The organism is Candidatus Eisenbacteria bacterium (assembly GCA_020847735.1).
In the GTDB taxonomy this organism is placed as follows: domain Bacteria; phylum Eisenbacteria; class RBG-16-71-46; order RBG-16-71-46; family RBG-16-71-46; genus CAIXRL01.
The window spans coordinates 14,379-40,560 of record JADLBL010000023.1; the positions used below are offsets into that span (position 1 = coordinate 14,379).

19 protein-coding genes are annotated in these 26,182 nt (G+C 72.0%); 11 read left to right on the top strand and 8 right to left on the bottom strand.

Annotated features, from left to right (window positions below; all coding sequences use genetic code 11):
• The first annotated feature begins 65 nt into the window (after positions 1 to 65).
• The 4 genes from efp to IT347_12130 all read left to right on the top strand — a co-directional run bounded on the left by efp (position 66) and on the right by IT347_12130 (position 5,448).
• Positions 66 to 623: an elongation factor P gene (efp, locus tag IT347_12115; GenBank protein ID MCC6350322.1), complete on the top strand. Its 558-nt coding sequence runs from the start codon at positions 66 to 68 to the stop codon at positions 621 to 623.
• Between the two features lie 78 nt (positions 624 to 701).
• Positions 702 to 1,883, top strand: coding sequence for a cellulase family glycosylhydrolase (locus IT347_12120; GenBank protein MCC6350323.1), 1,182 nt, complete (start codon positions 702 to 704; stop codon positions 1,881 to 1,883).
• Positions 1,880 to 2,572, top strand: a complete 693-nt coding sequence (locus IT347_12125; GenBank protein MCC6350324.1) for an HD domain-containing protein — start codon at positions 1,880 to 1,882, stop codon at positions 2,570 to 2,572. Before IT347_12120 ends, IT347_12125 begins: the two co-directional genes overlap by 4 nt.
• Before the next feature lie 119 nt (positions 2,573 to 2,691).
• Positions 2,692 to 5,448: a serine/threonine-protein kinase gene (locus IT347_12130; GenBank protein ID MCC6350325.1), complete on the top strand. Its 2,757-nt coding sequence runs from the start codon at positions 2,692 to 2,694 to the stop codon at positions 5,446 to 5,448.
• Between the two features lie 21 nt (positions 5,449 to 5,469).
• Here IT347_12130 and rho read toward each other — a convergent pair whose 3' ends face one another.
• Complete coding sequence (gene rho, locus IT347_12135) at positions 5,470 to 6,462, bottom strand: transcription termination factor Rho (protein ID MCC6350326.1); 993 nt, start codon at positions 6,460 to 6,462, stop codon at positions 5,470 to 5,472.
• Between the two features lie 1,256 nt (positions 6,463 to 7,718).
• Entirely contained in the window at positions 7,719 to 8,273 is a 555-nt protein-coding gene (locus IT347_12140) for a cob(I)yrinic acid a,c-diamide adenosyltransferase (GenBank protein MCC6350327.1), read from the bottom strand.
• A gap of 178 nt (positions 8,274 to 8,451) precedes the next feature.
• Between IT347_12140 and IT347_12145 the strand changes: the two genes are divergently transcribed.
• From IT347_12145 to IT347_12160, 4 genes are all read left to right on the top strand, one after another.
• Positions 8,452 to 11,163: a GreA/GreB family elongation factor gene (locus IT347_12145; GenBank protein MCC6350328.1), complete on the top strand. Its 2,712-nt coding sequence runs from the start codon at positions 8,452 to 8,454 to the stop codon at positions 11,161 to 11,163.
• Positions 11,164 to 11,706: 543 nt separating this feature from the next.
• A complete protein-coding gene (locus IT347_12150) occupies positions 11,707 to 12,390 on the top strand; it encodes a hypothetical protein (protein MCC6350329.1) in 684 nt (227 codons plus the stop codon).
• 122 nt (positions 12,391 to 12,512) lie between these two features.
• Positions 12,513 to 13,049: a hypothetical protein gene (locus IT347_12155; GenBank protein MCC6350330.1), complete on the top strand. Its 537-nt coding sequence runs from the start codon at positions 12,513 to 12,515 to the stop codon at positions 13,047 to 13,049.
• Positions 13,050 to 13,066: 17 nt separating this feature from the next.
• A complete protein-coding gene (locus IT347_12160; protein ID MCC6350331.1) occupies positions 13,067 to 13,618 on the top strand; it encodes a hypothetical protein in 552 nt (183 codons plus the stop codon).
• 89 nt (positions 13,619 to 13,707) lie between these two features.
• Here IT347_12160 and IT347_12165 read toward each other — a convergent pair whose 3' ends face one another.
• From IT347_12165 to IT347_12180, 4 genes are all read right to left on the bottom strand, one after another.
• Positions 13,708 to 15,435, bottom strand: a complete 1,728-nt coding sequence (locus tag IT347_12165; protein ID MCC6350332.1) for an NAD+ synthase — start codon at positions 15,433 to 15,435, stop codon at positions 13,708 to 13,710.
• Positions 15,436 to 15,963: 528 nt separating this feature from the next.
• The gene (locus IT347_12170; protein MCC6350333.1) at positions 15,964 to 17,394 is read right to left on the bottom strand and encodes an MFS transporter; all 1,431 of its coding nucleotides are present in this window, start codon (positions 17,392 to 17,394) and stop codon (positions 15,964 to 15,966) included.
• A complete protein-coding gene (locus IT347_12175) occupies positions 17,391 to 18,710 on the bottom strand; it encodes an ABC transporter permease (GenBank protein MCC6350334.1) in 1,320 nt (439 codons plus the stop codon). The genes IT347_12170 and IT347_12175 overlap by 4 nt, the downstream gene beginning before the upstream one ends.
• Positions 18,707 to 19,660, bottom strand: coding sequence for an ATP-binding cassette domain-containing protein (locus IT347_12180; GenBank protein ID MCC6350335.1), 954 nt, complete (start codon positions 19,658 to 19,660; stop codon positions 18,707 to 18,709). The genes IT347_12175 and IT347_12180 overlap by 4 nt, the downstream gene beginning before the upstream one ends.
• Before the next feature lie 412 nt (positions 19,661 to 20,072).
• Between IT347_12180 and IT347_12185 the strand changes: the two genes are divergently transcribed.
• The gene (locus IT347_12185) at positions 20,073 to 21,332 is read left to right on the top strand and encodes a hypothetical protein (protein ID MCC6350336.1); all 1,260 of its coding nucleotides are present in this window, start codon (positions 20,073 to 20,075) and stop codon (positions 21,330 to 21,332) included.
• A gap of 479 nt (positions 21,333 to 21,811) precedes the next feature.
• Positions 21,812 to 22,330 (top strand): NYN domain-containing protein, encoded by a 519-nt coding sequence (locus IT347_12190; protein ID MCC6350337.1) that lies wholly within the window; start codon positions 21,812 to 21,814, stop codon positions 22,328 to 22,330.
• A gap of 105 nt (positions 22,331 to 22,435) precedes the next feature.
• On the opposite strand, the gene IT347_12195 is transcribed toward IT347_12190, so the two are convergent.
• Together IT347_12195 and IT347_12200 are read right to left on the bottom strand one after the other, a co-directional pair.
• Positions 22,436 to 23,347, bottom strand: coding sequence for a hypothetical protein (locus tag IT347_12195; protein MCC6350338.1), 912 nt, complete (start codon positions 23,345 to 23,347; stop codon positions 22,436 to 22,438).
• A gap of 266 nt (positions 23,348 to 23,613) precedes the next feature.
• Positions 23,614 to 24,399 (bottom strand): hypothetical protein, encoded by a 786-nt coding sequence (locus IT347_12200; GenBank protein ID MCC6350339.1) that lies wholly within the window; start codon positions 24,397 to 24,399, stop codon positions 23,614 to 23,616.
• Between the two features lie 259 nt (positions 24,400 to 24,658).
• Between IT347_12200 and IT347_12205 the strand changes: the two genes are divergently transcribed.
• Complete coding sequence (locus IT347_12205) at positions 24,659 to 26,161, top strand: leucyl aminopeptidase (protein MCC6350340.1); 1,503 nt, start codon at positions 24,659 to 24,661, stop codon at positions 26,159 to 26,161.
• The last annotated feature ends 21 nt before the right edge of the window (positions 26,162 to 26,182 follow it).

Consider the following 26,182-nt stretch of genomic DNA (forward strand, 5'->3'; position numbering starts at 1 on the left):
GAGGCCTTCCGTGGGCCGTTGACCCGCTCCGGACGCCCACCCGCAACCCCAGCAAGGATTCACCGATGATCGCAGCCACCCAGATCCGCGTCGGCAACCTGATCCTCTACAACGGCAAGCCGCATCGCGTCGCCCAGATGGTGCATCGCACGCCCGGAAACCTGCGCGGCTTCGTGCAGGCGAAGCTGGTCAACATCGAGAACGGCTCGAATCAGGAAGTGCGCTTCTCGTCGGAGGAAAAGGTCGAGAAGGCGCAGCTCGACGAACACTCGCTGCAGTTCAGCTACAAGGCGGGCGACGAGTTCCACTTCATGAACACCGAGTCCTACGAGATGATCTCGCTCGACAAGGGCGTGCTCGGCGAGGCCGCCGGCTACCTGACGGACGGCATGGTGATCTCGGCCAGCTACTGGCAGGGCAAGGTGGTCGGCATCGAGCCGCCGATGTTCGTCGAGCTTGAGGTCGTCGAGACGACCCCGAACATCAAGGGCGCGGCGGTCCAGAACACGAACAAGCCGGCGATCCTCTCGACCGGGCTCGAGATCAAGGTTCCCCCCTACATCGAGCAGGGCAACAAGGTGCGCATCGACACGCGCACGGGCGAGTTCGTCGAGCGGGTCTGACGCGGGGAGGCCAAGTGGCGTCGGCGCGCCGCGGGCTCGCTCCCGCGGCGCTTCGTCGTTCGGGTAGCATGCCGGGCCGTGCCCGCCCCGTTCCTGACGCTCGTCCTGCTCGCCGTCCTCGGAGCCACCGGTCTCCCGGGCGCGGCGAGCGCCGCCGTCGCGGACTTCTGGAGCACGCCGCGGCGGGGCGCCAACCTGTTCAACGCGCGCGAGAGCGGCGAGCGGCTGCGCGCCGCCGCGGCGGCGGGTGTCGAATGGGTGCGCCTCGCGCCGGACAAGTGGGAGGGCGAGGGGAGGGACTTCCTGATGGGCGACGCGGATTCCTTCACCGCGATCCCCCCGCGCGACCTCGCCCGGCTCCGGGCCGTGCTCGACAGCGCCGAGGTCGCGGGCGTCAAGGTCGCGCTCGTGATGCTGAGCCTTCCCGGCGCGCGCTGGCGCCAGCACAACGGCGACCGCTCCGACTTCCGGCTCTACCGCGAGGAGCGCGCGCTCGCCGCCGCGGAACGCCTCTGGGGCGGGGTCGCGAGATCGCTGCGCGGCCATCCGGCGCTCGTCGCCTACGACCTGCTCAACGAACCGCATCCCGACCGCGCGCGCGACGTGGCGCCCGGGCGGCTCGCCGAGGTGCAGCGGCGGCTGCTCGCCGCCGTACGCGCCGCGGACCCGGACGTGCCGGTGATCCTGGAGGGCGCGGCGTTCGCTTCGCCGGCGGGGATCGAGGCGATGGCGGTGCCCGACGATCCGCGTGTGCTCTACTCGTTCCACTTCTACGAGCCGTGGGCCTACGTGAATCACCGGCAGGCCGGACGCTGGCGCTACCCCGGCGACCTTCCGGCCGACGACGACACGACCCGGCTCGAGCGCTGGGACGCGGCGCGCCTCGAAGCGGAGCTCGCGCCGGTCGTCGCGTGGCAGGCGCGGCACGGCGTCCCTTCATCGCGCGTCGTCTGCGCCGAGTTCGGCGTGCCGCGCACGCACCCGGGCGCCGGCGCGTGGCTGGCGGACGTCCTTCGGGCCTGCGAGCGGCGCGGCTGGCACTGGGCGTTCTACGCGTTTCGCGAGGACACCTGGCACGCGATGGACTACGAGCTGGGCGCGGGGGCGCTGCCGCGTGGCTACTGGCGGGCGGTCGAAGCGGGCCGGCCGCCGACCCTGCCCCGGGGCCCGAACCCGCTCTGGGACGTGATCCGGCGTGGGCTCGCGGGGGACACGACCGCGGCGGGCCGGCCCGGTGTCTTGGGAGGGCGCGCGAGATGACACGCGACGACCTGCTCGACCGCATCGCCCCGGACCCGGCGCTCGCGACGCTGCTCGCCGAGGCGCGGGCGCGGGAGGCCGCGCTCGAGACGCCGGACCCGACGCACGACACGGCGCACCTGCTGCGCGTGGCCGCTTGGACGCTGCGTCTGGGTGGCGATCCGGTGGACTTCCGCGAGGCGGTCGCCGCCGCACTGCTCCACGACGCGGTTCATGTTCCGAAGAACTCGCCCGGGCGCGCGGGCGCGAGCGTTCTGGCCGCGGCGCACGCGACGGAGCGCGCCGTGGCGCTCGGCTTTCCGCCCGAGGCCGTGACGCGCATCGCCGACGCGGTGCGCGACCACAGCTTCTCGCGCGGTGCGGTGCCGGCGACGCCGCTCGGCCGCGCCCTGCAGGACGCCGACCGGCTCGAAGCGCTGGGCGCGATCGGGCTTCTGCGCACGATCGCGACCGGCGTGCGCATGGGCGCGGACTGGTTTCACGCGGAGGACCCCTTCGCCCGCGCGCGCCCGCTCGAGGACGCGCGCTACTCGGTGGACCACTTCTTCACGAAGCTGCTGGGCCTGCCCGCGACGATGCGCACGGAGGCCGGCCGCGCCGAGGCGGAGCGCCGCGTGCAGGTGCTGCGGGCGTTCCTCGACGCGCTCGCGGACGAACTCGGGGAAGCGCCGCCCGGAACGAGCCGCTGAGATCCTGAGCCCCGGGTACGCGGGCAAGGAGTCCGGCGCGTTCGATGTGGCGGTGCGGGACGCGCGCACGCTACCCTGCCGCGTCCCTTCTGCCTGCCGATCCTCCCCACGGAGCCTCCATGGCGCTCGCGCCCGGCGAAAAGGTCGGTCCCTTCGAAGTCACCGGCCCGCTGGGGGCCGGTGGCATGGGCGAGGTGTGGCGGGCGCGCGATGCGCGCCTGGGCCGCGACGTCGCGATCAAGGTGCTGCCCGCGGCCGTCGCGGGCGACCCGGAGCGCCGGGCCCGTTTCGAACGCGAGTGCCGGCTGCTGGCCTCGCTGAACCATCCGCATATCGCGGCGGTGCTCGGGCTCGAGGATGCGGGCGGCGCCCCGGCGCTGGTGATGGAGCTGGTCGAGGGCCCGACGCTGGCCGAGCGGCTCGAACAGGACGGCGCGCTGTCGCTGCCCGAGGCTCTGGGCTTCGCGCGGCAGATCGCCGAGGCGGTCGAGTACGCGCACGAGCGCGGCATCGTGCACCGGGACCTCAAGCCGGGGAACGTGAAGCTGACGCCCGAGGGGGCGGTCAAGGTGCTCGACTTCGGGCTCGCCAAGGCGCTCGCGCCCGAAGAAGCGTCGTCCTCGTCGCCGCAGCTCACGCAGTCGCCGACGATGAGCGTCGGCACGCAGGCGGGCGTGCTGCTCGGGACCGCGGCCTACATGGCGCCCGAGCAGGCGCGCGGCAGGAGCGTGGACCGGCGCGCCGACATCTGGGCGTTCGGCGTGATGCTGTTCGAGATGCTCACCGGACGGCAGCTGTTCGCGGGCGAGACCGTGAGCGACACGATCGCGCGCATCCTCGAGCGCGCGCCGGACTGGGGCGGCCTGCCCGCGCGCACGCCGGCGCGCGTTCGCGAGCTGCTGCGGCGCTGCCTCGAGAAGGACGCGAAACAGCGCCTTCGCGACATGGGCGACGCGCGGCTCGAACTGGAGGCTGCGATCGCCGCCCTGGCGTCCGGCAGGACCGAGGCGCCGGCCGGCGCGACGTCCGCGGTCCGCGCCCGCAGCGCCGCCCTGCTCGTCGGCCTGGCGCTCGTCACGCTCGCCGGCGGCTGGTGGCTGCACGCACGCTGGGATTCGAACCACGAGGCGTCCCTGCGGCTCTCGGCCGTTCCGCCCGACGACCTGGTCGTGACCACCATGATGCTCGCGCGGGACCGGGACCAGGTGGTCCTGTTCGCGTCGGGCACGCCGCGCGGCGCCGCCTCGAGCTCGGCGAGCGCGGTGTACCGCCGAGCGCTGGACAGCTTCGAGTGGACCCGGGTCGCCGGCAGTGAGGGAAAGGTGAGCTGGGACCTTTCCGACGACGGGCGCTGGCTCTACGCGGTCCGCCCGGTGGCCGAAGGCGCGCGCGAGCTCGAACTGCAACGCATCGCGACCGACGGATCGTCCCCGCCCACGAAGGTGATGCCATGGGGCCCCGACTGGTTGGGGTGGGAATTGCTGCCCGACGGCCGGATCGTCGTCGTCGAACAGGGATTCAAGCGATTCGCGGTCGTGACGCCCGTCGCGAAGGGCGCTCCCTCGTGGAGGCCGCTCTCGTTCGAGCACACGATCGGCAGACTCACCCTGGAAGAGACGAACCCGGACGGGCGCACCGTGCTCATCACGGTGGGCTACTACGATTCGACCGGCTGGGTGGTGAGCGCGGGCACACTCGACCTGGAGGGCGGGCGACTCTCGATCTTCGAGCCGAACGCCGGCTCGCCGCGGCTCATGCCCGGCAATCGCATGCTGATGTCGCGGAACGGCACGCTGCTGGCCGCGGAGTGGGACCCCGCGCATCGCCGACTGGCAAGTCCTCCGGTCGCGGTCATGCAGGGCCTTCGCGCCGGCATGTCGTGGGATCACTCCCAGCTGCGGGTGTCGCCCCGGGGAGACCTCGGCATCGTGCTCGGCGGCGCGGCCGCCCAGCAGCGCAGTCTCGCGATCGTCCATCGGGATGGCCGCGTCGAATCCTGGAACGAGGAGCGCCGCCTCTTCGAAGGCGCGCCTTCCGTCTCAGCCGACGGCCGGTTCGCGGCGGTGGTCAGCCTGCCGCCGGGAGAGAGCGAATTCGAGGTTCTGGTTCTCGAGCGGGGTCGGCCGGGTGCGCGAAGGTTCGCGTTTGCGGAAGGGGAGGACTGCCGCGACGCGCATTTTTCACCGGATGGCGCCACCGTCGTGTGGACCCTTCAGGGCGGAGACTCGACCGGAGGCCTCTACCGGCAGCCGCTCGACGGAAGCGCGCCGGCCCGCAGGTTCCTGCCCGCCCGCAGCCTGGAATCCAGCGATCAGGTCGAATGCTGGTTCCCGGATGGCCGGTCGGTGCTGGTGAGGAGCTATGACGGACGGCACGGCTGGCTGCGGCGGGCGAGCTTCGTTGGCGACTCGGTCGTTCTGGCCGACGTCATTCGCGAGCCGTTCAACACCTGGTCGGGGGTGATCTCGCCGGACGGTCGCCGGATCGCCTACCTCTCGGACGAGGGCGGCCAGCCCGAGGTGTTCGTCGCCCTGCTTCAGCCCGGCGGTCGTGCCGGCGCCGCGGTGCCCGTTTCGCGGGACTACGGCGTGCGCCCGCAATGGATCGAGGGGGGCAACGCGCTGCTCTGGGCGACGCGCTCGAGCGTCATCATGACCGCGCGCGTCTCGCCCGCCCTCGACGTGTCGGTCCCCGAGAAACGGCTCGACCTGTCGCCGTGGGTCGCCGACCGCGAGGACTTCACGGCGCTGCCCGGCGGCGATCTGCTGGTGACCCGCAAGGGCGACGGCGAGGGCGAGATCCGCCGCTTCGACATCGTGCTGAACTACGGCCCCGAGCTCGAGCGGCAGATGCTGCGCGCCCGCGAAGGCCGTTAGCTTTCGTTCGGCAACTCGCCGCTAGCTCTCGCCGACCCTCACCAGGTTGAAGAACTCCTGGTTCGTCTTCGTCTTGCCCAGGCGGTCGGTGAGCTTGAGCATCGCCTCCTGCGGCGGCATCTGCACGAGGATGCGGCGCAGCGCCTGGAACGTGTTGAGCAGGTCCGGGGCGATGAGCTTTTCCTCCTTGCGCGTGCCGCTCCTGGGGATGTCGATCGCCGGGTAGATGCGCCGCTCGGCCAGCTCGCGCGACAGGAAGATCTCGGAGTTTCCGGTGCCCTTGAACTCCTCGAAGATGATCTGGTCCATGCGCGAGCCGGTGTCCACCAGCGCGGTGCCGATGATCGTCAGCGAGCCGCCGTTCTCGATCTTGCGCGCGGCGCCGAAGATCTGCCGCGGCGCCTGCATGGCGTTCGAGTCGAGGCCGCCCGACATCGTGCGTCCGCTGTTGCCGGCCGCGGCGTTGTAGGCGCGGGCGAGCCGCGTGATGGAGTCGAGCAGCAGCACGACGTCCTTGCCCTCGATGACCTGCTGGGCGACCTGCTCCATGGCCCGCTCGGCGGTCTCGATGTGCTCGTCCACGGTCATGTCGCTCGAGGCGGCGATGACCTCGGCGGGAGTGTTGCGCTTGAAGTCGGTGACTTCCTCGGGGCGTTCGTCCACGAGCAGCGCGTACACCTTCACGTCCGGGTGGTTGTGCGCGACCGAGGCGGCGATGGCCTGCAGGATGCGCGTCTTGCCCGCCTTGGGCGGAGCGACGAGCAGGCAGCGCTGCCCGCGCCCGATCGGAGCGATGAGATCTATGGCGCGCCCGGTGATGCGGTCACCGTAGGGCGGGTCGCCCTGGCCCGCGGGCAGTTCGAGGACCAGCCGCTCGTAAGGATCGAGCGCCGCGCCGCGCTGCTGCAGATCCTTCAGGATCTCGAGGCCGCCGCGCCGGCGCTGCTGCTGCTGGCCGCCTCCGCCGCCGCGCTGGCGGCGGCGGCGCCCTCCGCGCCGGTCCTGGCCGTTCATGTTCTGCTGGGCGTAGCCACCGCCCTGTTGCTGGCCCTGCGGCTGGCCGGGCCCGCCCGGTCTCTGGCCGCTGCGCCCGCGCCGGCGCCGCCGGCGGCGGCCCTGGCGATAGTCCCCCTGCGGCTCCGCGCCGCCTTCCTCGCCGCCCGTCATACCCTGCGGCTCGCCGGCCGGTTCGTGCATCCCGGGCGCTCCTTCGGTGTCTCCACTCATTTCCTGCTGCTCCTGGTACTCGTTCAAGTTCGAGTCTCCGGACTGCGCTTCGGGGGCGGCGCCCGGGGTTTCGGGACGCGGGCCGCGCGGACGGCGACGGCGTGGTCTCATCGAGGATCCTTCCGCGCGCACGTCGCCGTGCGCCGGGGGTTGGACTGCCGCGGCCCGGACGCACTTCCGCCACGGGTGCCGCGTGTGAATGCCGGCGGGCGCATCCGTCGCGTGCGGGGCCGCGCATCGCGCGGCCGGCCGCTCTCGCGTCCGGCTTCAAGGGTTCCTGCGCCCGACCATCTCGAAGTCGGAAGGACCGCCGAAGCTCCCAACCGTCGCGCCCGTCGAGCGGACCGGGAGGACGGGAATGGCCGGGAACCTGCCCGCGTCACCGCGGGCTCGTGAGGCGCGACGCCGCGCCCCACCGGCTTCCTTCGCTTCTTTCTTCGTCTTCTCTTCCGCGCGCGAAGTCATCGCCAGCGTGCGCGCGGCATCCATTGGGAACTACCGCCCCGGGGCGTTCCAGGGCCCGCGCGTCTCCGTCACGGTGCCGCGCGAGCGGCCGCCCTGCAAGTCGTTCGTCGTCCCGGCTCCGGCGCCCGCCGTGCGGGCTTCACGAAGCCCGTCCGGTTTTCGGCATCGCGGCGGCAGACCTTTTCCTTCTTTCCGGCGCGCTCGAGGAGCGCGAATCCCGCGCTCGACGCCGGTTCGCGATCACCCGCCGGGGTCTCGAACGACCCGGCCCAGGGCAACCGCCTGTCACTGCGTTTCGTGTCTCCCGCAATCGCGATCGTGCTCCCGCCCGTTCCGTTTCCGGATCCGGCGGGGCCCGTCCACACCGCCCTCACCCGAACAGCTTCGCGTCGGCGATGTCGGGCGCATCGGGCGCCAGCGACACGGCGACGGCGAGGAGGACGTTGCGGGAGGAGAAACCGGGCGCGTCAGCGACGCGCCGCTTCCGGTGCATGTAGCACTCCTCCAGACAGGGCAGGCTTGCGGGCCGGATTATGGGCACGGTCGCGGCCGAAAGGCAAGGGCCGAAGTTGGCGCGTTCATTCCCCGCCGCCGCCCGACCAGGTCGTCTCCTCGCGGCCTTCGCGCCGGTTCACCCAGCGCGCCATCACGAACAACAGGTCGGCAAGCCGGTTCAGCCAGCGCACGAGGCGCGGCTCGACGTGCTGGCGTTCGACGAGCGCGGTGACGCGACGCTCGGCACGCCGGCAGACGGTGCGCGCGAGGTGCAGTTGCGACGCCAGCGGCGAGCCGCCGGGCAGGATGAACTTCGTGAGCGGCGCCAGCTCGGCTTCGAGCGCGTCAATCAGCCGTTCGATCGAGAGGATGTCGTCGTCGGAGACGCGGTGGAGCGAGGCGAGCGCCCGTTCGTCCACGGCCGCCAGCTCGGCGCCCACCTGGAAAAGGGCCGACTGCAGTTTCGCCAGGTGCGCGTCCACGAGCCGGCCCCCGTCGAGCGCACGCGCGACGCCGAGGACCGCGTTGAGCTCGTCCACGCTGCCGCAGGCTTCGACGCGCGGGTCGTGCTTCGGGACGCGGCCGGCGCCGATCAGTCCGGTGGTGCCGTCGTCGCCGGTGCGGGTGTAGATCTTCATCGCGTCGCGCAGCGTAGCCGCGCGCCCACGAGGCGTGCAATGCCGGCGTCCGGCGCGGGTCCGCCGCGGCGCCGTCGTCGGGCGGCGCGCGCCCCGCGCGGCTTGCGCGCCCGCGGCGCGTGCGCGATATTTCCACCCCTTTCGCCGCCCGACCTCGTCCTTCAGCCCTCGAGGCGTCATGCCCGTTCGCGACGTCCTGCCCGCCGTCCTCCGGGGGGAACTCGGCTCCGAGCTGTCCCCGGCCACCCGCGAAAAGCTGGAGAGCGTCGCCCACGACGCACAGGCCGAGAAGAAGCTCGTGTCCGTTCGCGACGAGCTGGGAAACCGGCTCAAGCAGCCCGAAGCGGCGTGGGGCGTGTACTACCTGCTCGCGGCGGTGTGCGCGCTGCATGGCGAGGTGGAGCGGGCGCAGCAGACACTGCTCCAGCTCGGCGAGAAGGTCGCGGCGAAGGAGCAATGGGAGCCGCTGGCCGCGATCGCCGAACGGTCGCTGGCGCTGCTGCAGACGCACGCCGCGGCGAGGTTGCTCGTGCAGGCGCACGAGGGGCTGGGCCAGGATCCCGAGCGGATTGACGCGCTCTCGCGCGCGTGGGCGATCAACCCCGACGATCTCGAGCTCGCGCTGCTGCTCGCCAGGCGCCTCGGCGACGCGAAGCAGGACGACGATCGTCGCGCGCTGCTCGCCGAACTGGCGCCGCGTTTCGCCGCCGAGCAGCGCTGGAGCGGGATCGAGGAGGCGGCCCTCGAGTTCGTCGAGCACGACGACGACGAGGGGCTCGTGCAGGTCGCGCAGACCCTGCCCGCGGTCGCGACGCAGGGCGCCTTCAAGGAGGCGAAATCGCTCGCCGACATCGTGGTCGGCGGTCTGGCGAAGCGCGCTTCCGCCGGCAGCGCGCTCGAACCGCTGCGCCGGGTCATCGCGACCGCCGCCGCCGCGAAGGGCCCCGAGGCCGCCGAGCCGTTCCGGGCGGCGATCACCGAGGCGCTCCGCCAGGGTCCCGGCGCGACGATGCCGGACGCGGCCGCGGCCATCGAACAGTGCGGGCTCGGCGATCCCGACACGCCGCTCGCGAAGGCGGTCGAGGCGTTCGACGCGGTCGCTGCGCTGGCGCCGGGCCGCGGCGTGCTGCACGACGGATTCGGCCCGGGCCGGATCGTCTCGAACGACACCGAGACGGTCGTCGTGGACTTCACGAAGGTGAAGGGCCAGAAGATGCCGTACGCCGCCGCGAAGCGCACGCTCACGCCGGTCGCCGAGGACGATCTGCGGCTGCTGCGATTCTCGAACCCGGCCGAGGTGAAGCGCCTGATGGCCGAGGAACACGGCTCGATGGTCGTCGGCGCGCTCAAGGCGCTCGGCGGGCAGGCGGACGCGAACCGGCTCAAGCTGTTCCTGATCAGCGCCGACCTCGTCCCGGCCAGGGACTGGACGGTGTTCTGGCGGAAGGCGAAGCCGGCCTGCGAGAAGGATCCGCGCATTGACCATTCGCGGGCGTTCGAGCAGGTCTACCGGCTCGCGCCCGAGGGCGCGGGCGCAGCGGCCGCCGGCCGGGCGCCGCTGCCGCCCTTCGAAGTGCGCAAGCCCGCGCGCTACAACCTCGGCGTCATCAAGAAATTCCTCGCCCAGCACCCGAAGCTCGAGGAGCCCCTCAAGGGCCGCTTCGGCCGCTTCATCGAGAGGACGATGAAGGACGACGAAGGCGAACGGGCCGATCGCGCCCGCGCCGGGCTGTACTTCGCGCGCTGGTATCCGGCCCGCCGGGACGAGTGGGTCGGCACGCTGCGCGAGCTGTGGACGCGCGAGTTGGGGATTTCGGATCTCGCGACCGAGGACGAACAGCTCGCGCTGCTCGCCGACTCCCGCGAGGCCGGCGTCGAGGCCGAGGCGATCCTGTCGGCGCTCGATTCCCGGTTCGCCGCGGTTCGCGAGGAGGCGGAAAAGGACCGCGCGCAGCTCGACGAGACCGGCGCGGCGAAACTGCGCCGGGCGCTGCTCGACCACGCGATCCAGTACCCGGCCGCGGTCCTGCGCCTGATCGAGGACGACCTCGGCGGGGAGTCGCCCCCCGACGACGCCTGGCGGCTGCTCTTCGCGGCGCTGCAGCTCATCGAGGAGCGGCCCAAGCCCTCGACCGCCGAAAAGGTGCTGCGCTGGCTCGAGCCCGACGGCGCGCTCGAACGACTGCTCGCGCTCGTGCCCATCCGCAACGAGGACATCCTCAAGCTCCGCGTGCTCATGCGGCAGTGGCGTTCCAGCGACCGCTACCTGTTCCCGGTGCTCGACGCGATCGCGCGCTTCGGCCTTCCCGAGGAGAAGCACTGGGTGCTCGACCAGCGGCAGAAGAAGAACGAAAAGCTCTTCAGCCAGGTCGGCACGCAGGCCGACGCGTTCGACGTGCCGGTCATGACCCGCGCGACCTGGCAGAAGCTGCACTCGGAACTCGAGGGCATCGAGCGCGAGCTCAAGACCACGATACCGCGCACCATCCAGAAGGCGCGCGAGCTCGGCGACCTCAAGGAGAACGCCGAGTACCATTCGGCCAAGCTCAAGCAGGCGAACGCCCAGAAGCAGGCCGCCTCGCTGCAGCTGCGGCTCACGCGCGCGCGCTTCGTGGAGGACGCCGAGTACCGCGAGGGCGTCGTCGGGCTCGGCACGGAGGTCGTGATCGCCGCGGGCGGCGAGCGCAAGTCGTTCTGGATCCTCGGTGACGGCGAACATCACCTGGGAGAGAACGTCATCTCCTTCCAGGCGCCGATCGGCAAGGCGTTGTTCGGTCGCCGCGTCGGCGAGGAGGTCGAGCTGACGGGAGAAGCCGGCCGCCACTGGCGCGTCGAGACGATCGCGCGGCGGTTGCCGCCGGCGAGCGAGGCGGCGACGAGCCTCTCGTAACGCCATCCCGCACTCGCGCACGCATGACGCAAACGCCGTCCCCGCAGGGGCGGCGTTCGCGTTTCACGCAGCGCGGCGGGGTTTCGTGTCACGTGCATCGCGCGTCGGCACCGATCCTGCGTCGGCGCGCGTCGCCGCGATCGCGTTCGACGCGGCGACAGGCGCGCGTGATTTTGTCCGCGCGTTCGGAGGAATCTCTTGCGCGCCCCGCGAACTGCGCCTATGGTGCGCGCACGTTTCACCGCGCGCTGCGAATCACATCGAGCAACAGTCGCAGCGTTGACGCTGGCAGGTGCGTGCGCGTCTGGCCTCGCGCGCGACCTCTCGATCGGACTCGGGTGCCGGCGGGCGGCGATGACATGAGTTTAGGCCGCAATGATGGGACGGCGTCCGCGTCGATCCCGCGCATTGGGTCGGAAAGGGAATTCCCGCCGCCCGCACTCGAGACTATGGTCACCGGCTCCTCCGCCGGGTCGCGCCGGACGCGCGACGCACCGCGCGGAGGCGATCCGGCTTCGCGAGTGCGGCCAACAGGAGGTGCCGGTGTCCCTCGCGCGCACGTCCGGCACCGTTCTCGAGATCGACGAGGCGCTGCGTGGCGCGCTGACGCTCGGCTGGCTCGAAGCCGATGGCGTGCGCCACGAGCCGCTGCCGGAGGCGTTTCTCGCGGAGCGTGACGAGGCGGTCGCCCGCATGCGCGCCCGCTACGGCGGCCGCCAGGCCGGCGACATTCCCGGCGTCGCCGAGAACCGCTCGATGTTCCACCGCCTCGGCGTGGACCCGACCAAGACGCGGCCTTCGAGCGAGGCGCTGCTGCGCCGCGTGCTCAAGGGTCAGGAACTGCCCTCGATCCACCCGGTGGTGGATGTCTGCAACCTGGCGTCCTTCGAGTACCAGTTGCCGCTCGGACTGTACGACCGGTTGGAGATGCGCGGCCCCGTCTTCGCCCGGCTCGGGCGAAAAGGCGAGGGCTACGATGGAATTCGCAAGGCGCACGTGAACCTGACCGGGCGGCCCCTGCTGGCCGACGACGACGGGGCATTCGGCGCACCCACCTCGGACTCCGCCCGCACGCAGGTGACGGACGCCACCAAGGCGTTGCTGGTCATCGTGTACCGGCCGCTCGCGCGGCCGGGCGAGGACCTCTCGTCCATGCTCGCCCGGGTCGCCGACCTGCTCGCCCGCTACTGCGGGGCGACGGTACGGGTCGTGCAGACGCTCCGCTGACTCCCCGGGCAACTCGGACCTTGTCGCGCCGTGAGGCGCGCACGTACCTTGCGCGCGCCCCCGGTGACGGATCCCACGGCGGCCGACAGGCGCGGCCCCACACCACGAGGAGGAACCTCGTCATGAAGCGTTTGATCGTGCTCACGCTCGCGCTGCTCGCCGGATCGGCCGGCGTCGCGGGCGCGGCCGGCATCGGCCTCGGCGCCTTCGCCGGCATGAGCTTTCCGGTCGTCCAGGACGACGCGGCGCAGGGCTCGATGCTGGGTCTGCGTCTGCCCGTCTCGGTCGTGCCGCTGCTCACCGTCGAGCCGTACTGGGCGTCCAGCGCGCTCGGCGACAAGGACGTGACGATCAACGACGTCACGTACACGCGCGAAGGCTTCGACACGAACGCCTTCGGCCTGAACGCCATGCTGACGACCGGCGGCCCGGTCCAGTTCTACCCGTTCGCCGGCATCGGCCGCACGAAACTCGAACGTCCCGGCAACGACGCGAGCCTGACGACCTACAACGCCGGCTTCGGCGTCGGCTTCGCGCCCATCCCGAAGCTGTCCGTCCACGTCCGCGGCGAGTTCCAGATGGCCGTGGACGGCGAGGCCTCACGCAAGTTCGGCAATGTCACCCTCGGCGCGTCCTACGCGCTGTTCAGCCTGCCCTGAGAGGAGACGCAACTCCCATGAACAAGCTTCGTCTCTCGATGGCGATCGCGGGCCTCGCGGCCCTGATGGCGACGGGCTGCGTGCTCATCTCGGGCCAGTTCGTCGTGACGGCGGCGTTCTCGACGTTCGGCCTCGATCCGGTCACGGTGGACTCGCCGACGACGCTCGCGGGTGTCCCGGTGGATCTGAACGAGGTGAGCGAGTACGCCGACCACAAGGACGAGCTCAAGGGCGTCGTGGACCTGGCGCTGGTCGGGACGGTCACCAACCTCACCGCGAACCCGACCTCGGTCGAGGTCTGGATGGTCGCGAACCCCGGCGCGCCGCTGACGACCGAGACGGCGGTGAAGTCCGCCGGCACGAAGGTCTGGGGTTCGCTGCCCGTGCCCGGCAACGGTTCGGTCAAGGTGGACTGGAACAAGTCGGCGGGACTGTTCGTCGGCCGGCAGGCGCTGGTCTCGGAGATCAAGGGCGACGGCCGCTTCGACCTGTACGCGATCGGCACGGGCGCCTACGCGTTCCGTCTCGACAAGGGCGCGCTCATCGCGGTCGTCTCCGCCGGCAAGTAGCCCTTCGTGGCTCGCGGCGCCCGGTCCCGTTCGCGGGACCGGGCGTTCGTGCTTCACGGACCGGCTCGGGGCTTCGCCTCGCGGGCGGGTCAGCCCCGCCAGCGATTCGTGATCGGCAGGCGGCGGTCCTTGCCGAAGGCGCGGGTCGTGATCTTGATCCCGGGCGGGCTCTGGCGGCGCTTGTACTCGGCCCGGTCCACGAGCCGGACGACACGGCGGGTGACCTCCTCCGGGTGTCCGTGCTTGACGATGTCGGGCACCGAGCGGTCCTCCTCCACGTACAGCCGCAGGATCGCGTCGAGCACGTCGTAGGGCGGCAGCGAGTCCTGGTCGGTCTGGTTCGGGCGCAGCTCGGCGCTCGGGGCGCGCGTCAGGGTTTCCTCGGGGATCACCGCGTCACGGGAGTTGCGCCAGCGCGACAGCTCGTAGACCTGCGACTTGTAGACGTCCTTGAGGACCGCGAAGCCGCCGGCGGTGTCGCCGTAGAGCGTGCTGTAGCCGACCGAGGTCTCGCTCTTGTTGCCGGTGGTGATCGTCATCCAGCCGAACTTGTTCGACAGGGCCATCAGATAGTTGCCGCGAATGCGCGCCTGCAGGTTTTCCTCGGTGGTGTCCGCGGGTCGGCCCGCGAAGACGTCCGCCAGCGCGCGTTCGTAGCCGTCCACGACGTCGCGAATCGGCACCGTGAGCAGCCGCATGCCGAGCCGGCGGGCCAGCTCGTCGGCGCCCGAAAGCGACTCGTGCGAGGTGTACTCGGACGGCATCGAGACGCCGACGACGTGCGCGGCTCCGAGCGCGTCGGCCGCCACGCAGGCGGTGAGCGCCGAATCAATCCCGCCCGAAAGCCCGAGCACCACGGTCTCGAAGCCGTTCTTGCGTACGTAGTCGCGGGTGCCGAGCACGAGCGCGCGGTAAATCTCCTCGATGTCCGGGAGTTCGCGCGGCGCCGGGCGCGGCGCGAGCGGCGGCTTCGCGGCCGCGGGCGGAACGGGCGGCAGGTCCACGCACGGCAGATCCTCCTCCTCGGCGAGCTGGCGCTCCTTGCGCAGGCGCGTGTCGTGCAGCCGGGCGTTGAAGACCTCGTCGAGATCGAGGTCGGCGACGACCATGTCCTCCTCGAACAGCGCGCCCTCGGCCAGCACGCGTCCGCGCTCGTCGAGGATCAGGCTCGCGCCGTCGAACAGCACCTCGTCCTGTCCGCCGACCAGGTTCACGTAGGCGACGATCGCGAGGTTGTCCGTCGCCCGCGTCGCGATCATGCGCCGCCGGTCGTCGGCCTTGTTGGCGTGGTAGGGCGATGCGCTCAGGTTGAGGATCACCTCGGCGCCGCCGCGCACCGCCTGCTCCTCGGCGGGACCGCCCGCGATCCAGATGTCCTCGCAGACGTTGACGCCGAAGACCATTTCGCCGCGGCGGAAGACCTTCGTTTCTCGCTCGGGCGTGAAGTAGCGGTTCTCGTCGAACACGCCGTAGTTGGGCAGGTAGCGCTTGCGTGCGGTGCCCACCCACTGGCCGTCGTGCATCACGACCGCGGCGTTGTACAGGTCCACGTCGCGCTCGACGCTGCCGACGACGACGGTGATCCCGCGGGTGTGCGGCAGCAGGTCGCGCGTGCGCTGGATCACCGCGGAGAGGAACGAGGGCTTGAGCAGCAGGTCCTCGGGCGGGTAGCCCGGCAGCACCATCTCGGGGAAGGCGAGCAGGTCCACGGCCTGGTCGCGCGCGGCCTCGATGGCGCGAACGACCTTCTGGAAGTTGCCGTCGAGGTCGCCGACGACCGGATTGAGCTGGGAAAGGCCGATGCGGATCGCGCGCATGTGGACGGCAGTCTGGGGTCGGTGGAGGAGGCGTGCAAGCGGGGCGGCGCATCGCGCCGGGAGCAAACGAAAGCGCCCGGCCAAGGGCCGGGCGATCCCGTTCATTGCGGAGGGATTCGTGCGAATCCGACCGCCTGCGCGAGAGGGATCGGGGCGACGGGCGCTTGGTGCCCGGTTTCCGTTTCCGACCCGGCATCGCGACGGGGGTCTCGCCGGACCCTCCACTTTACGCGTCGCACGCGGGCTCTCGCCGCAACTGGAAGAGCCGGCTCACGGGCCGGCCAACATCTACGGCAGGTCGCAAGGACCGTTCCTCACGGCTTGCCGCCTTCCAGACTGGCGCAAGTGATTGTGAGACCGCCGCCCTGCACGGGACAAGGATCTTTTTTCGGTTTGCCGGCCGGGCGGGACTGCAACGGCGAGTGGCGGAATGCCACGACGCCGGTGCGAAACGAGCCGGGTCCGCCGGAAGTCACTTTGTGACTTCCGGCACGAGCCGGGCGCCGCTCGTTCGGCCCCGCGGCCCCGTCAGCTTGCGGCGACGGCCCTGCCCCGAGGCATCGCCGCCAGCAGCGTGCCGAGCAGGCCGATGACGGTGAGCGCGACGAACGCGTCATGCGAGGCGGCGACGAACGCGATGCGGTCCACCGGCGTGCTTCCGCCCTCGAGCACGCGGCCGGCGTGCGCGAGGTAGCGCGAAGCGAGCGCTGCGCCGACGAACGCCGCGCCGCCGGACAGGCCGAGGTTCCGGGTCGTCCCCTGGAGCCCCGAGGCGATGCCGAGTTGCTCGTGCGGCACGAGCGAAAGGAGCGCGCTGGCGTTCGGAACCGAGAACAGCCCCTGCCCGGCGCCCACCAGCAGCAGCCCGACGGGGAGCGGCCACGCCATCGTCGTGCGCAACCCGGCGAGGACCGCGAGCCCGGCGGCCGTGGCTCCCATGCCGATGGCGGTCAGCAGCCGCGCGCCGAAGCGGTCGGCGAGCTGGCCGGCGGCGGGCGCGAGCAGGAGCGCCGCGAGCGGCAGGATCGCCACCCACAGACCCGTGCGCTGGGCGTCGTAACCGAGCACCTCCTCGAGGTAGAGCGGCACCTGCAGACCGACGCTCACGGTCACGGCCTGGCCGATCAGCGTGAGTGAGACGGCGGCGCCGAGCGGACCGAACAGGATCTTCAGCGGCAGCATGGGGTGCGACGAGCGGGCCTCGGCGGCCGAGAAAAGAACGAGCAGCAGCCCGGCGGCGATGAACAGGCCGACCACGGCGGTCGCGGCCCAGCCGGACTCCGGCCCGCGCGAAAGTGCCAGCATCAGCGAGGCGAGCGCGCCGCACCACAGGGCCGCCGCGACCAGATCGAGCGGCGGCGCCGCCGGCGCGGGCCGGTCCGCGGGCACGCGCGCGAACAGCAACGCCAGCGCCAGCGCCCCGAGCGGCGCGTTGACGAGGAAGATCCAGCGCCACGACCCGTGCGCGATCATCAGGCCGCCGAGCGGCGCCCCCAGCGCGAGCCCGACACCGACCATCGCCCCGAACGCCCCGAGCGCGCGACCGCGCTCCTCGAGCGGAAACGCCGAGACGAGCAGCGCCGAGCCGTTCGCGGACACCAGCGCACCGCCGACGCCCTGCAGGACGCGGGCCGCGATCAGCACGTGCACCGACGGCGAGAGCCCGCACAGGAGCGAGGCGAGCGTGAACAGGACGAGGCCGGTGGCGTACACCCCGCGCCGTCCGCGCAGGTCCGCGAGCCGGCCCGCGCTCAGCATCAGGCCGGTGATCGTGACCGTGTAGGCGAGCACCACCCACTCGATGGTCGTGAACGGCACCGCGAAGCGCCGCTGCAGGGTGGGCAGCGCGATGTTGACCACCATCGCGTCGAGCGCCGCCATCACCACGCCGAGGGCGATGGGCGGGAAGACGCGCCACCGCGGGTACGGCAGGCCGGCGAGCGGCGCCCGCACCGTCATTTCTGGCGCAGGATCTTGAGGATCTCCGGCAGGTTGGGCGTCTTGCCGTAGAGCAGCAGGCCGAGGCGGAACAGCTTCGCGGACAGCACGAGCGCGGCCAGCGACGTCAGCACGAGCAGTCCGAGCGACGCGGCGATCTGCCAGGCGGGGACGGCGGCGCCGGTGATCGTGCCCACGGCGAGCCGCATCATCATCGTCGTCGGCGCGGTGGGCGGGAAGAGCGACATGCCGATGGTGATCTGCGAACCGGGGTTGTTGAGGATCTTGGTCAGGCCGTAGAACGGCAGGAAGTTCATCATCGTGAAGACGATGGCCAGCTGCTGCGCCTCGCGCAGGTTGTTCGCGATCGCGCCGATGCCGGTCATCAGGCTCGCGTAGAACAGGTAGCCGAACAGGAAATAGAGGATGGCGAGAATCACCAGCATCGGCGACACGTCGATCGGTCCGATGGCGAGCGAGGCGCTGGCGGCCAGAATGCCGAACGTCAGCCAGACGCCGACCAGGGTCAGGCCCGCGCCGCCGAGCCCGATCAGCTTGCCGACCATGAGGTCGTTGGGCGTGACCGTGCACAGCAGCGACTCGAGGATGCGCGATTCCTTCTCCTCGGCGACGCCCTGCAGCAGGTACTGGCCGCCGCTCACGATGGCCAGCCCGAGCAGCAGCGCGAGCGCGAACGGCATCAGGAAGGCGACCAGCTCCCGGGTATCGTCCTTCACCGCGTACCGGCCGCCGCGGTCCGGCACCAGCAGCTCGGTGGTCGCGCCGAGCCCGATGACGCGATCAATGCGGGTGGAATCCACGCCCGCGCTCAGCAGCGAACGCGTGAGCCAGACCCTCAGCATGCGGTCGTCGGCCGAAGCCGTGAACGCCCGCGTGTCGTGCTCGTAGCGCCGGAGGCGGCCGCTGCGCAGGAAGTCCCCGGCGACGACCAGCACGGTGTTGACCGTTCCGGCGTCGAGCGAGTCGAGCGCCGTCTGCTGGTCCGCGAAACGGCGCGCCGTGATCGGCACCACTTCGGGCTTCGGGGCGGTGACCGGCGCGGCGCGCCGCGCGGACGCGGGGGCGGGTCCGACCGGCACGACGTAGTCCCAGCGCAGCGGGGCGGTCGAGAAGACGCCGGAGGAGTCCACCAAGGCGACGATGCGCGACTGGCGGGCGTGCGCGCGGACGTCGTCGCTTCCCGACTTGGACAGCATCACCGACAGGAACATGAGCGCCGGCGTGAGCAGCACGGAGAAGATGAACGCCTTGCGGCGGACGGTCGTCAGGTACTCGCGCCGCGCGATGATGAACGCCCGCTCGAACGAGGTCTTCATCGCACGCCTCCGAGCTGCGGGTCGAGGTCCACGGTGGGCGGGCCGCTGCGGCCCTTGTCGAGGCCGACCCCGGCGGTGACCACGTGGACGAAGATGTCCTCGAGCGGGGGGATGACGCGGCTGAACGACTCGATCGCGACCTTTCGCTCGAGCAGCGCGGCGAGCAGCGACGCTGGCGTGGCCGAGCCGTCGAGCGTGACGCGCGTGGCGCCGTTCACCTTCTCCCGGGAGCGCACTCCCGGCAGTCCGCCGGGGATCTCGCCGCCCTCGATGTCGAACGCGTGCTCGGCGTGCTGGCGGCGGATGTCGCCGACGCGGCCGTAAAGCACCATGTGGCCGCGATTGATCATCAGCGCCCGGTCGCACTGCTGTTCGACCTTGTTCATCTGGTGCGTCGAAAGGAGCACGGTGGTGCCCTGCTGGCGGCGGCGGCGAAGCACGTCCTCGAGCAGCGCGACGTTGACCGGATCGAGCCCGGTGAAGGGCTCGTCGAGGATGAGCAACTGCGGGTTGCCGATGAGGGCGCTGCACAACTGCAGCTTCTGCTGCATGCCCTTGCTGAGCGCGGTCACCTGCTTCTTCGCCCAGCCGGCCAGCTCGAACTCCTCGAGCAGCGCCACCGCCGCCTGGCGCGCGCCGCGCGCGCCGAGCCCGTTGAGCTCGCCGTAGTAGGACAGCGCTTCGAGCACGGGAACCTTCTTGTAGATCCCCCGCTCCTCGGGCAGGTAGGCGATGCGCGGCCTGCCGGGGTCGCCGGCGGGCTTGCCGGCCAGCGTGATGGCGCCGCCGTCGGGCTTGATGATGTCGGTGATCATCCGGATGAGCGTCGTCTTGCCCGCGCCGTTGGGTCCGAGCAGCGCGAAGATCTCGCCTTGCGGAACCTCGAACGTGACGTCGTTCACGACGATTCGATCGTCGTAGATCTTCCGGACACTGCTGACCTGGAGCATGGATCCTTCCCGGGGCGGGCGCGGCGGGTGTGGGGCGGCGCGGGTGGTTCGCCCGCGCCGGCGACGCGGCGGGTCCCGGCCCGGGCAGCCCGTCTGCTGCGTCGCGGCCCGCTACGGTAGCGGCGATGCGAGTGGCGCTCAAGCCCCGGACCGCGAACCCCGCCCCGCGCCCCTGCGGGCCCGCCCGGGCTCGCCCCGCGGGGGACCGGCGCGCCCGGGAACGCGGGCGGCACGGCGCCCGGGGCGGGGCAGGCCGCAGTCGGGGGGCCCGGAACGTGACATCATGCCGGGCGCCTGCCCTGCCGATAACGACCGCACACCGACATCTGGAAGGCCCCGCGCCGGTCCGGCCGGCGGCGGTGGCGCCCGCGAGGGCGCCGGGTCTTCCGCAACTTCGGGGGATTCCCGCGCCATGCCCATCGCTCGTTTCATCCGGGCCGCCCTTCGGCGCCCGTTCGTGCTCGCGGTTCTGGCCCTCGCGGCCGCGGGCTGCAGCAGCAAGACGGTCGCACCGCCTCCGCCGCTTCCGCCGCTCTCGCGCGTCGAGCTGGTGCCGACGGGCGATTCGCTCGCCGTCGGTGGCTCGCGGCTGTTCACGGCGACCGCCTACGACACGAACGACGTCGCCGTCTCGGGTGCGTCGTTCATCTGGACGTCCACGAACAACGGCGTGATCACGGCCGGCAGCAACGGCCTGGCCACCGCGCAGGGAGAGGGCACGGCCTGGATCGTCGCTTCGGCGGGCGGCAAGTCGGATTCCGCGCGCGTGTTCGTCTACACGCAGAACGGCTGGTACGCGCAGACGAGCAACACGACCCGAAACCTGAACGGTGTCTTCTTCCTGCCCGACGGACGCACGGGATTCGCGGTCGGCGCGCTGGGCACGGTGGTGCGCACGCTCGACGCGGGCGCGACCTGGGCGACGATCACGAGCGGCACGACGAACGACCTGCAGAGCGTCTGGTTCACGTCGTCGAGCAACGGCTGGATCGCGGGCGACGCGGGCGTGGTGCTCAAGACATCGAACGGCGGCACGACCTGGACGCGCGATCTGACGGTGGGCGCTTCCGAGAACCTGATGTGCGTCCGCTTCGCCGACGCCAGCCACGGCTGGTTCGTGGGCTCGAGCGGCGTCGTGGTGCGCACCGCCAACGGTGGCGCGACGTGGACGCGTACGCATCCGACGGCGAATCAGCTGAGCGGAGTCTCCTTCGCGGACACTTCGAACGGCTGGGCGGTCGGCAACACGGGCACGATTCTCGGCACCCACGACGGCGGCCGGAGCTGGTACGTGGTGCAGCCGTCGGTGACGGCGCTGACGCTGGAAGCGGTCTGGCGCAACAGCAACACGCTGGCGTGGGGCGCGGGCGCCGCGGGCGCGCGTGTCAGCACGGCGGCGACCTCCGACTCGCTGGCCTGGAGCTCCGGATCGTTCGGCGCGGCGAACGACCTGCGCGGGCTGATGTTCGTGTCGGACCAGACCGGCTACGCGGTGGGATCGAACGGCGGCGGGGTGGTGCTCAAGACGCTCAACGGCGGCGGCACCTGGGCCGCGCAGACCTCGAACAGCGCGCAGGCACTGAACGACGTCTACTTCGTGGACGGGTTGCGCGGGTGGGCGGTGGGCGATGCGGGGCGGATCGTGCACACGTCGAGGGGCGGAAACCAGTAGGGGCGTTCCCTGCGCGGGCGAAACCTGGCGGCGCGTTCGCGGAGTACGCGGACGCGCCGCGGTCGTTTTCCGGCGGCGGTCCGTTGCGCGTCCGGGGGGGGCGCGCATCGGCGGAGGCTCGCCTCGGGCGGCGGTCCGTTGCGCGTCCGGGGGGCACGCATCGGCGGAGGCTCGTCTCGGGCGGCGGGCCGCTGCGTGACTGAGGGGGCGCGCATCGGCGGACGCTTGCCTCGGGCGGCGGTCCGCTGCGCGTCCAGGAGGCGCGCATCGGCGGACGCTCGCCTCGGGCATCCTGCCCTCGGCTCGCTAGGCGTTCGGCCTTCTTCGCCATCCATGGCTCTCGAAGGCCTCTCGACTCCGCCGATGCGCGCCCCCCGGACGCGCAACGGACCTGCGGCGCGGGGGTGCGGGCGGCGCGGGGGGCTCGTGCCGGGGCGCCGGGTATTGACGGGGTGCGAGGGATGCCGGAGGGTTCGGGCATGTCGGAGCGGGTGATCATTCTGGATGGCTACAACATCGTGCACCGGTCGCCGCAGTTGAAGCCGGGGCCGGGGCGGACCTTGCGTGAGGCGCGCGAGAAGCTCGTCAACCTGCTGTCGTGGATGATGGGCGGCGAGGCGGCCCGCTTTCTGGTGGTCTGGGACGGGGCGGACGGCGGAGGGCGCGACGGGGCTTCGGGGCGGATCGAGGAGCGGTTCTCGCGCCCGCCCGAGAAGGCCGACGACCTGATCCGCCGGCTGGTGGAGCAGGAGGTCGAACGCGTGGACCGGGTGACGGTCGTGACCGCGGACCTCGAGGTGGCGCGGCATGCCCGGGCGATGGGCGCCGACGTGTCGATCTCCGATCTGTTCCTCGCGAGCGCGCTCGGCGCGGGCGCCCGCTCGGGCGATGACGGCGACTCGGGCGAGCCCGAGAAGCCGGCCTCGCTCAGCAAGGCCGAGATCGAGGCCTGGGCGAAGCTGTTCCAGGAGCAGCGCGAGAAGCGGCGCGAGGATTGAAGGGCGACGCGAGGCGCTGGCGGGCACTCCGCGCGAGCCGGCGGTGACGAACGAAATCGGGCGGCCCGTCGTGCAGACGGGCCGCCCGATCGTTCGAGCCCCGGATCAGCCGCCGAGGTGATCGTCGGCGTCGTGAACGACGAACGGGAAAATCCACGCCTGCGAGTCGTAGGGCGCGGCGTCGTCGTACAGCGTGCCGTGCGAGAGCGCGTTGACACCGAAATGGCGAAGGCCACCGTCGTTGCCCGTGGTCCAGCGAATGGTGTACTGGCCGCCGCCGTCGTTGTGGAAGCGGGCCCGGTGCATCCAGCGGTAGAGCAGGACGACGTCGTTGTCGCGGGTGGTTTTCACCGTGAGGACGACCTGGGTGCCGGTGGGAATGTGCAGCACCCGGCGCAGACGGTGCATCTCGAGCGGCGCGGTGATGGTCGTGTCGAGCACGCCGGCCTGGACGCGGACGCTCTGGATGTGCGTGCCGGCCTCCGCCGACGTGACCTTCACGCCGCTCGTTCCGACGAGCCGCCAGATGACGATGCCGGTGCTGTCGTTCCGCGGCTCACGCCGCAGGAGCAGCCGGCGCTCCCAGCGGTCGTCGAGCGGCTTGCGGACGAGCGAGGACGGGACCGCCGTCGAGTCGCCGGCCAGGATGTGGAATCCGCCGAGCAGGCGCTTGTGGATCGTGACCACCGCCAGCAGCGGCCGTCCGGTGGAGTCGGGGTTCGTGTACGCGACGTCGTAGGACCGCGTGACGGAGCGGATCGTGCGCCACCAGTAGAGCGGGCGGATCGCCGCCATGCCGGAGCCGTCCGCGTCGAGCTGCATCGGGTCGTTGCTCTCGTAGACGTTCTCGTCCACGTACTCGGGGCTTGCGGCGACGGCGTCGTTGACCTGCGCGATGTCCTGCGGGGTCGGGGTGGCGGTGAGTTCCTGGGGCTGGCTCGGGTTGCTCTTGCCGCATCCGGCGGCGAGCGCCGCGACGAGCGCGAGACCCAGGGCGATCGGGACGAGCTTCTTCATGGATCCTCCAGTGATGCGGCCGGCGTGCGGCCGGCAAGGTCACCCAGGGCAGGGGTCGGTTTCGGGATACGGGGGCGTGACCAGCACTGGACATGCCACCGCGGACGAAGCGCCAACGCCTTGCGCCGCAACCGGGGTGCCGGGGCCGGCCGCCGGGGGGTGTACCGCCGCGGCCACACGGCCGCGACCGGCAGTACGCCCGGGGACAGCGCGGCGCGGCCCCCGGAAGGGAACCGCGCCGCGGACTGCGCCCCGAAAACGTCGGGCTAGAGTTTGACCTTCGTGTCGGTGTCCACGTGGAAGACCAGTTCCTGGCCCTGCTTGACCTCGACCTGGAAGCCCTTCGAGGCGGCCACCGCGCCGGTCGCGGCCGCGCCACCGAGCACGCCGCCGATGAGCGCGCCCTTGCCGCTGCCGCCGATGGCCTTGCCCAGCAGCGCACCGGCCGCCGCGCCGCCGGCGATGGCGCCGACGTTCCGCTTGGTCGTCGAGCCCGCGATCATGCTGTCGGCGGTGGCGCCGATCTCGTGCGTTCGACCGTTCGCCTCGATCGAAGTGATGCGCAGCACGAAGAAGGCGCGCGAACCCTTCTCGGCGGACTTCACGGCCGAGACGACGCCATGCACGACGCTGCCCGCCGGGAAGGGCGCGGACGAGCCGATCGTGACCGCTTCCTTCACGGTGCCGCTCCAGGGATCGCCGGCGTGCGCCGTCTCGGTGTTGAGCGCGACGTCCACGCCGATCTTGATGGGCGTTCCGCCGGGCACGGTGGTGGTCGCCGCCGCCGCGGGCGACGTCGCCGGCTTCTTCGTGAGCGGGGGCGCCGGCTTCTTCGCGGGCGCGGGCGCCGGCGTCTGCGCGGGCGTCGGCTCGGGCTGCACGCCGGCCTGCGGTTCGAGGCCTCCCTGCGGCTGCTCGATGGGGCTGGTCGCGAGCAGGCTGTCGCTGGTGGCGGAGCTCGCGGACTGGTCGGACTTCTGGCCACAGCCAGAGGAGACCGCGGCGAGGGCGAGGAGCAGGGCGAGAGCGACGAGGGTTCGGCGGAGCATCATGGTTCCTCCATGGCGACGGCAACGGCATCCGTGCCGCTGCGGGTGGCTGGGCGACGGGGAGTCGGCGACCGGCGCGTAGATTGCCGGGCACGGACGCCTCGCGCAAGCGGGCCCGACGCCTCCCGGGGGACGGCGAGCCCGCGAGGCGTTCGGGAACGCGGCCACGCGCCGCCGTGCACGCGGACGCACCCGGGCGGTAAGGTCGGCGCTCCGTGACAACGCGGCACGCCACGATTCTTCCAAGAGGAGACCTCCCGACATGATCGTCACCTTTCGCAAGTCCTCGCTCGCGACGCGCGCGGCCGACCTGCTGGCCGTCGCCGTGAGCCCGGGTGCGCGCCTGGTGGGCGCGGCGCTCGCGCTCGACCGCGCCACGCGCGGCGCCGTGACCGCCGTGCTGCGAACGGGCGACTTCCGGGGGCGTGCCGGTGAGACCGCCCTGCTCTATCCGCGCGGCGTGAAGGCGAAGCGGGTTCTGCTCGTGGGGCTGGGGGCGCGCGGCGCGGGCGGGACCGGGCGGATCCTGACGGCCGCCGCGCAGGCGGCACGGCGGGCGCGCGAACTGGGCGCGAAGTCGTTCGCCTTCGCCTGCGAGGACGCCGGGGAGTTCGGGGCCGGCGAAGCCCAGGCCGTCGGCGAAGGTCTCGTGCTCGGCCACTACCGCCACACGGCCTATCGGCGCGAAGCGAAAGCCGCCCTCAAGCGAGCCGAGGTCCTGCTCGCCTTGCCGCCGGCGCGCCCGCTCGCGGACGCGCTCGCCCGCGGTGTCGCGATCGGCGAAGCGGTGTGCATGGCTCGCGACCTCGCCAACACGCCGGCGCAGGATCTCGTGCCCGCGCAGCTCGCCGCGCGCGCGACCGAGGTCGCGCGCGCGGTGGGGGCGAAGGCGACCGTGCTCGATCCGCCCGCCATGGAACGGCTGGGAATGGGATGCGTGCTGTCGGTCGGGCGAGGCAGCGCGCACCCGCCGCGTTTCGTCGTGCTCGAGAAGGAGCCGGGCGCGCCCGGGCGCCGGCGCGACGGGCGGAAGCTGCCGACCGTCGTGGTGATCGGCAAGGGCGTCACGTTCGACACGGGCGGCTATTCGCTCAAGCCGCGCGAGGGCATGAGCAAGATGAAATACGACATGTCCGGGGCCGCCGCCGTGATCGGGCTGTTCGCCGCGAGCGCCGTGCTCGAGCTGCCGTTCCGGCTCGTCGGGCTGATCCCCAGCGCGGAAAACATGGTGAGCGACCGCGCGCTCAAGCCGGGCGACGTGATCCGCGCGCTCGACGGCACCACGATCGAGGTGACGAACACCGACGCGGAGGGCAGGCTGCTGCTCGCCGACGCCCTCGGCTACGCGCGGCGCTTCGAGCCCGAATGCGTCGTGGATCTCGCGACGCTCACCGGCGCGATCTCGATCGCGCTGGGGCGCGCGGCGGCGGGGCTCTTCACGGACGACGAAGCGCTGGCCACGCAGCTCGCCGCCGCCGGCGAGGCGACGGGCGAGAGGCTCTGGCGCATGCCGCTCTGGGACGACTACCTCACCGAGATGCGGGGCGAGACCGCCGACCTGGTGAACTCGTCCGAGAAGCGCGAGGGCGCCGCCTGCACCGCGGCCGCGTTCCTGGCGCACTTCGCGAAGGGCCTGCGCTGGGCGCACCTCGACATCGCCAGCACGGCATGGACCTACGGCGAGCGTCCCGACTCTCCCCGCGGGGCCAACGCCTTCGGCGTGCGACTGCTCGCGGCCTGGCTCCAGGCCCGCGCGGGCGAATGAGCCCGGGCCAGTCCCGGCCGG

What these genes read in the sequence shown, in the direction of transcription:
- IT347_12175 (MCC6350334.1), bottom strand. Translation starts at nt 18,710, where the DNA reads ATGAAGACCTCGTTCGAGCGGGCGTTCATCATCGCGCGGCGCGAGTAC.
- IT347_12140 (MCC6350327.1), bottom strand. Translation starts at nt 8,273, where the DNA reads ATGAAGATCTACACCCGCACCGGCGACGACGGCACCACCGGACTGATC.
- IT347_12170 (MCC6350333.1), bottom strand. Translation starts at nt 17,394, where the DNA reads ATGACGGTGCGGGCGCCGCTCGCCGGCCTGCCGTACCCGCGGTGGCGC.
- rho (MCC6350326.1), bottom strand. Translation starts at nt 6,462, where the DNA reads ATGAACGGCCAGGACCGGCGCGGAGGGCGCCGCCGCCGCCAGCGCGGC.
- IT347_12130 (MCC6350325.1), top strand. Translation starts at nt 2,692, where the DNA reads ATGGCGCTCGCGCCCGGCGAAAAGGTCGGTCCCTTCGAAGTCACCGGC.
- IT347_12195 (MCC6350338.1), bottom strand. Translation starts at nt 23,347, where the DNA reads ATGAAGAAGCTCGTCCCGATCGCCCTGGGTCTCGCGCTCGTCGCGGCG.
- IT347_12185 (MCC6350336.1), top strand. Translation starts at nt 20,073, where the DNA reads ATGCCCATCGCTCGTTTCATCCGGGCCGCCCTTCGGCGCCCGTTCGTG.
- IT347_12165 (MCC6350332.1), bottom strand. Translation starts at nt 15,435, where the DNA reads ATGCGCGCGATCCGCATCGGCCTTTCCCAGCTCAATCCGGTCGTCGGC.
- IT347_12145 (MCC6350328.1), top strand. Translation starts at nt 8,452, where the DNA reads ATGCCCGTTCGCGACGTCCTGCCCGCCGTCCTCCGGGGGGAACTCGGC.
- IT347_12200 (MCC6350339.1), bottom strand. Translation starts at nt 24,399, where the DNA reads ATGATGCTCCGCCGAACCCTCGTCGCTCTCGCCCTGCTCCTCGCCCTC.
- IT347_12180 (MCC6350335.1), bottom strand. Translation starts at nt 19,660, where the DNA reads ATGCTCCAGGTCAGCAGTGTCCGGAAGATCTACGACGATCGAATCGTC.
- IT347_12205 (MCC6350340.1), top strand. Translation starts at nt 24,659, where the DNA reads ATGATCGTCACCTTTCGCAAGTCCTCGCTCGCGACGCGCGCGGCCGAC.
- IT347_12155 (MCC6350330.1), top strand. Translation starts at nt 12,513, where the DNA reads ATGAAGCGTTTGATCGTGCTCACGCTCGCGCTGCTCGCCGGATCGGCC.
- IT347_12125 (MCC6350324.1), top strand. Translation starts at nt 1,880, where the DNA reads ATGACACGCGACGACCTGCTCGACCGCATCGCCCCGGACCCGGCGCTC.
- efp (MCC6350322.1), top strand. Translation starts at nt 66, where the DNA reads ATGATCGCAGCCACCCAGATCCGCGTCGGCAACCTGATCCTCTACAAC.
- IT347_12160 (MCC6350331.1), top strand. Translation starts at nt 13,067, where the DNA reads ATGAACAAGCTTCGTCTCTCGATGGCGATCGCGGGCCTCGCGGCCCTG.
- IT347_12190 (MCC6350337.1), top strand. Translation starts at nt 21,812, where the DNA reads ATGTCGGAGCGGGTGATCATTCTGGATGGCTACAACATCGTGCACCGG.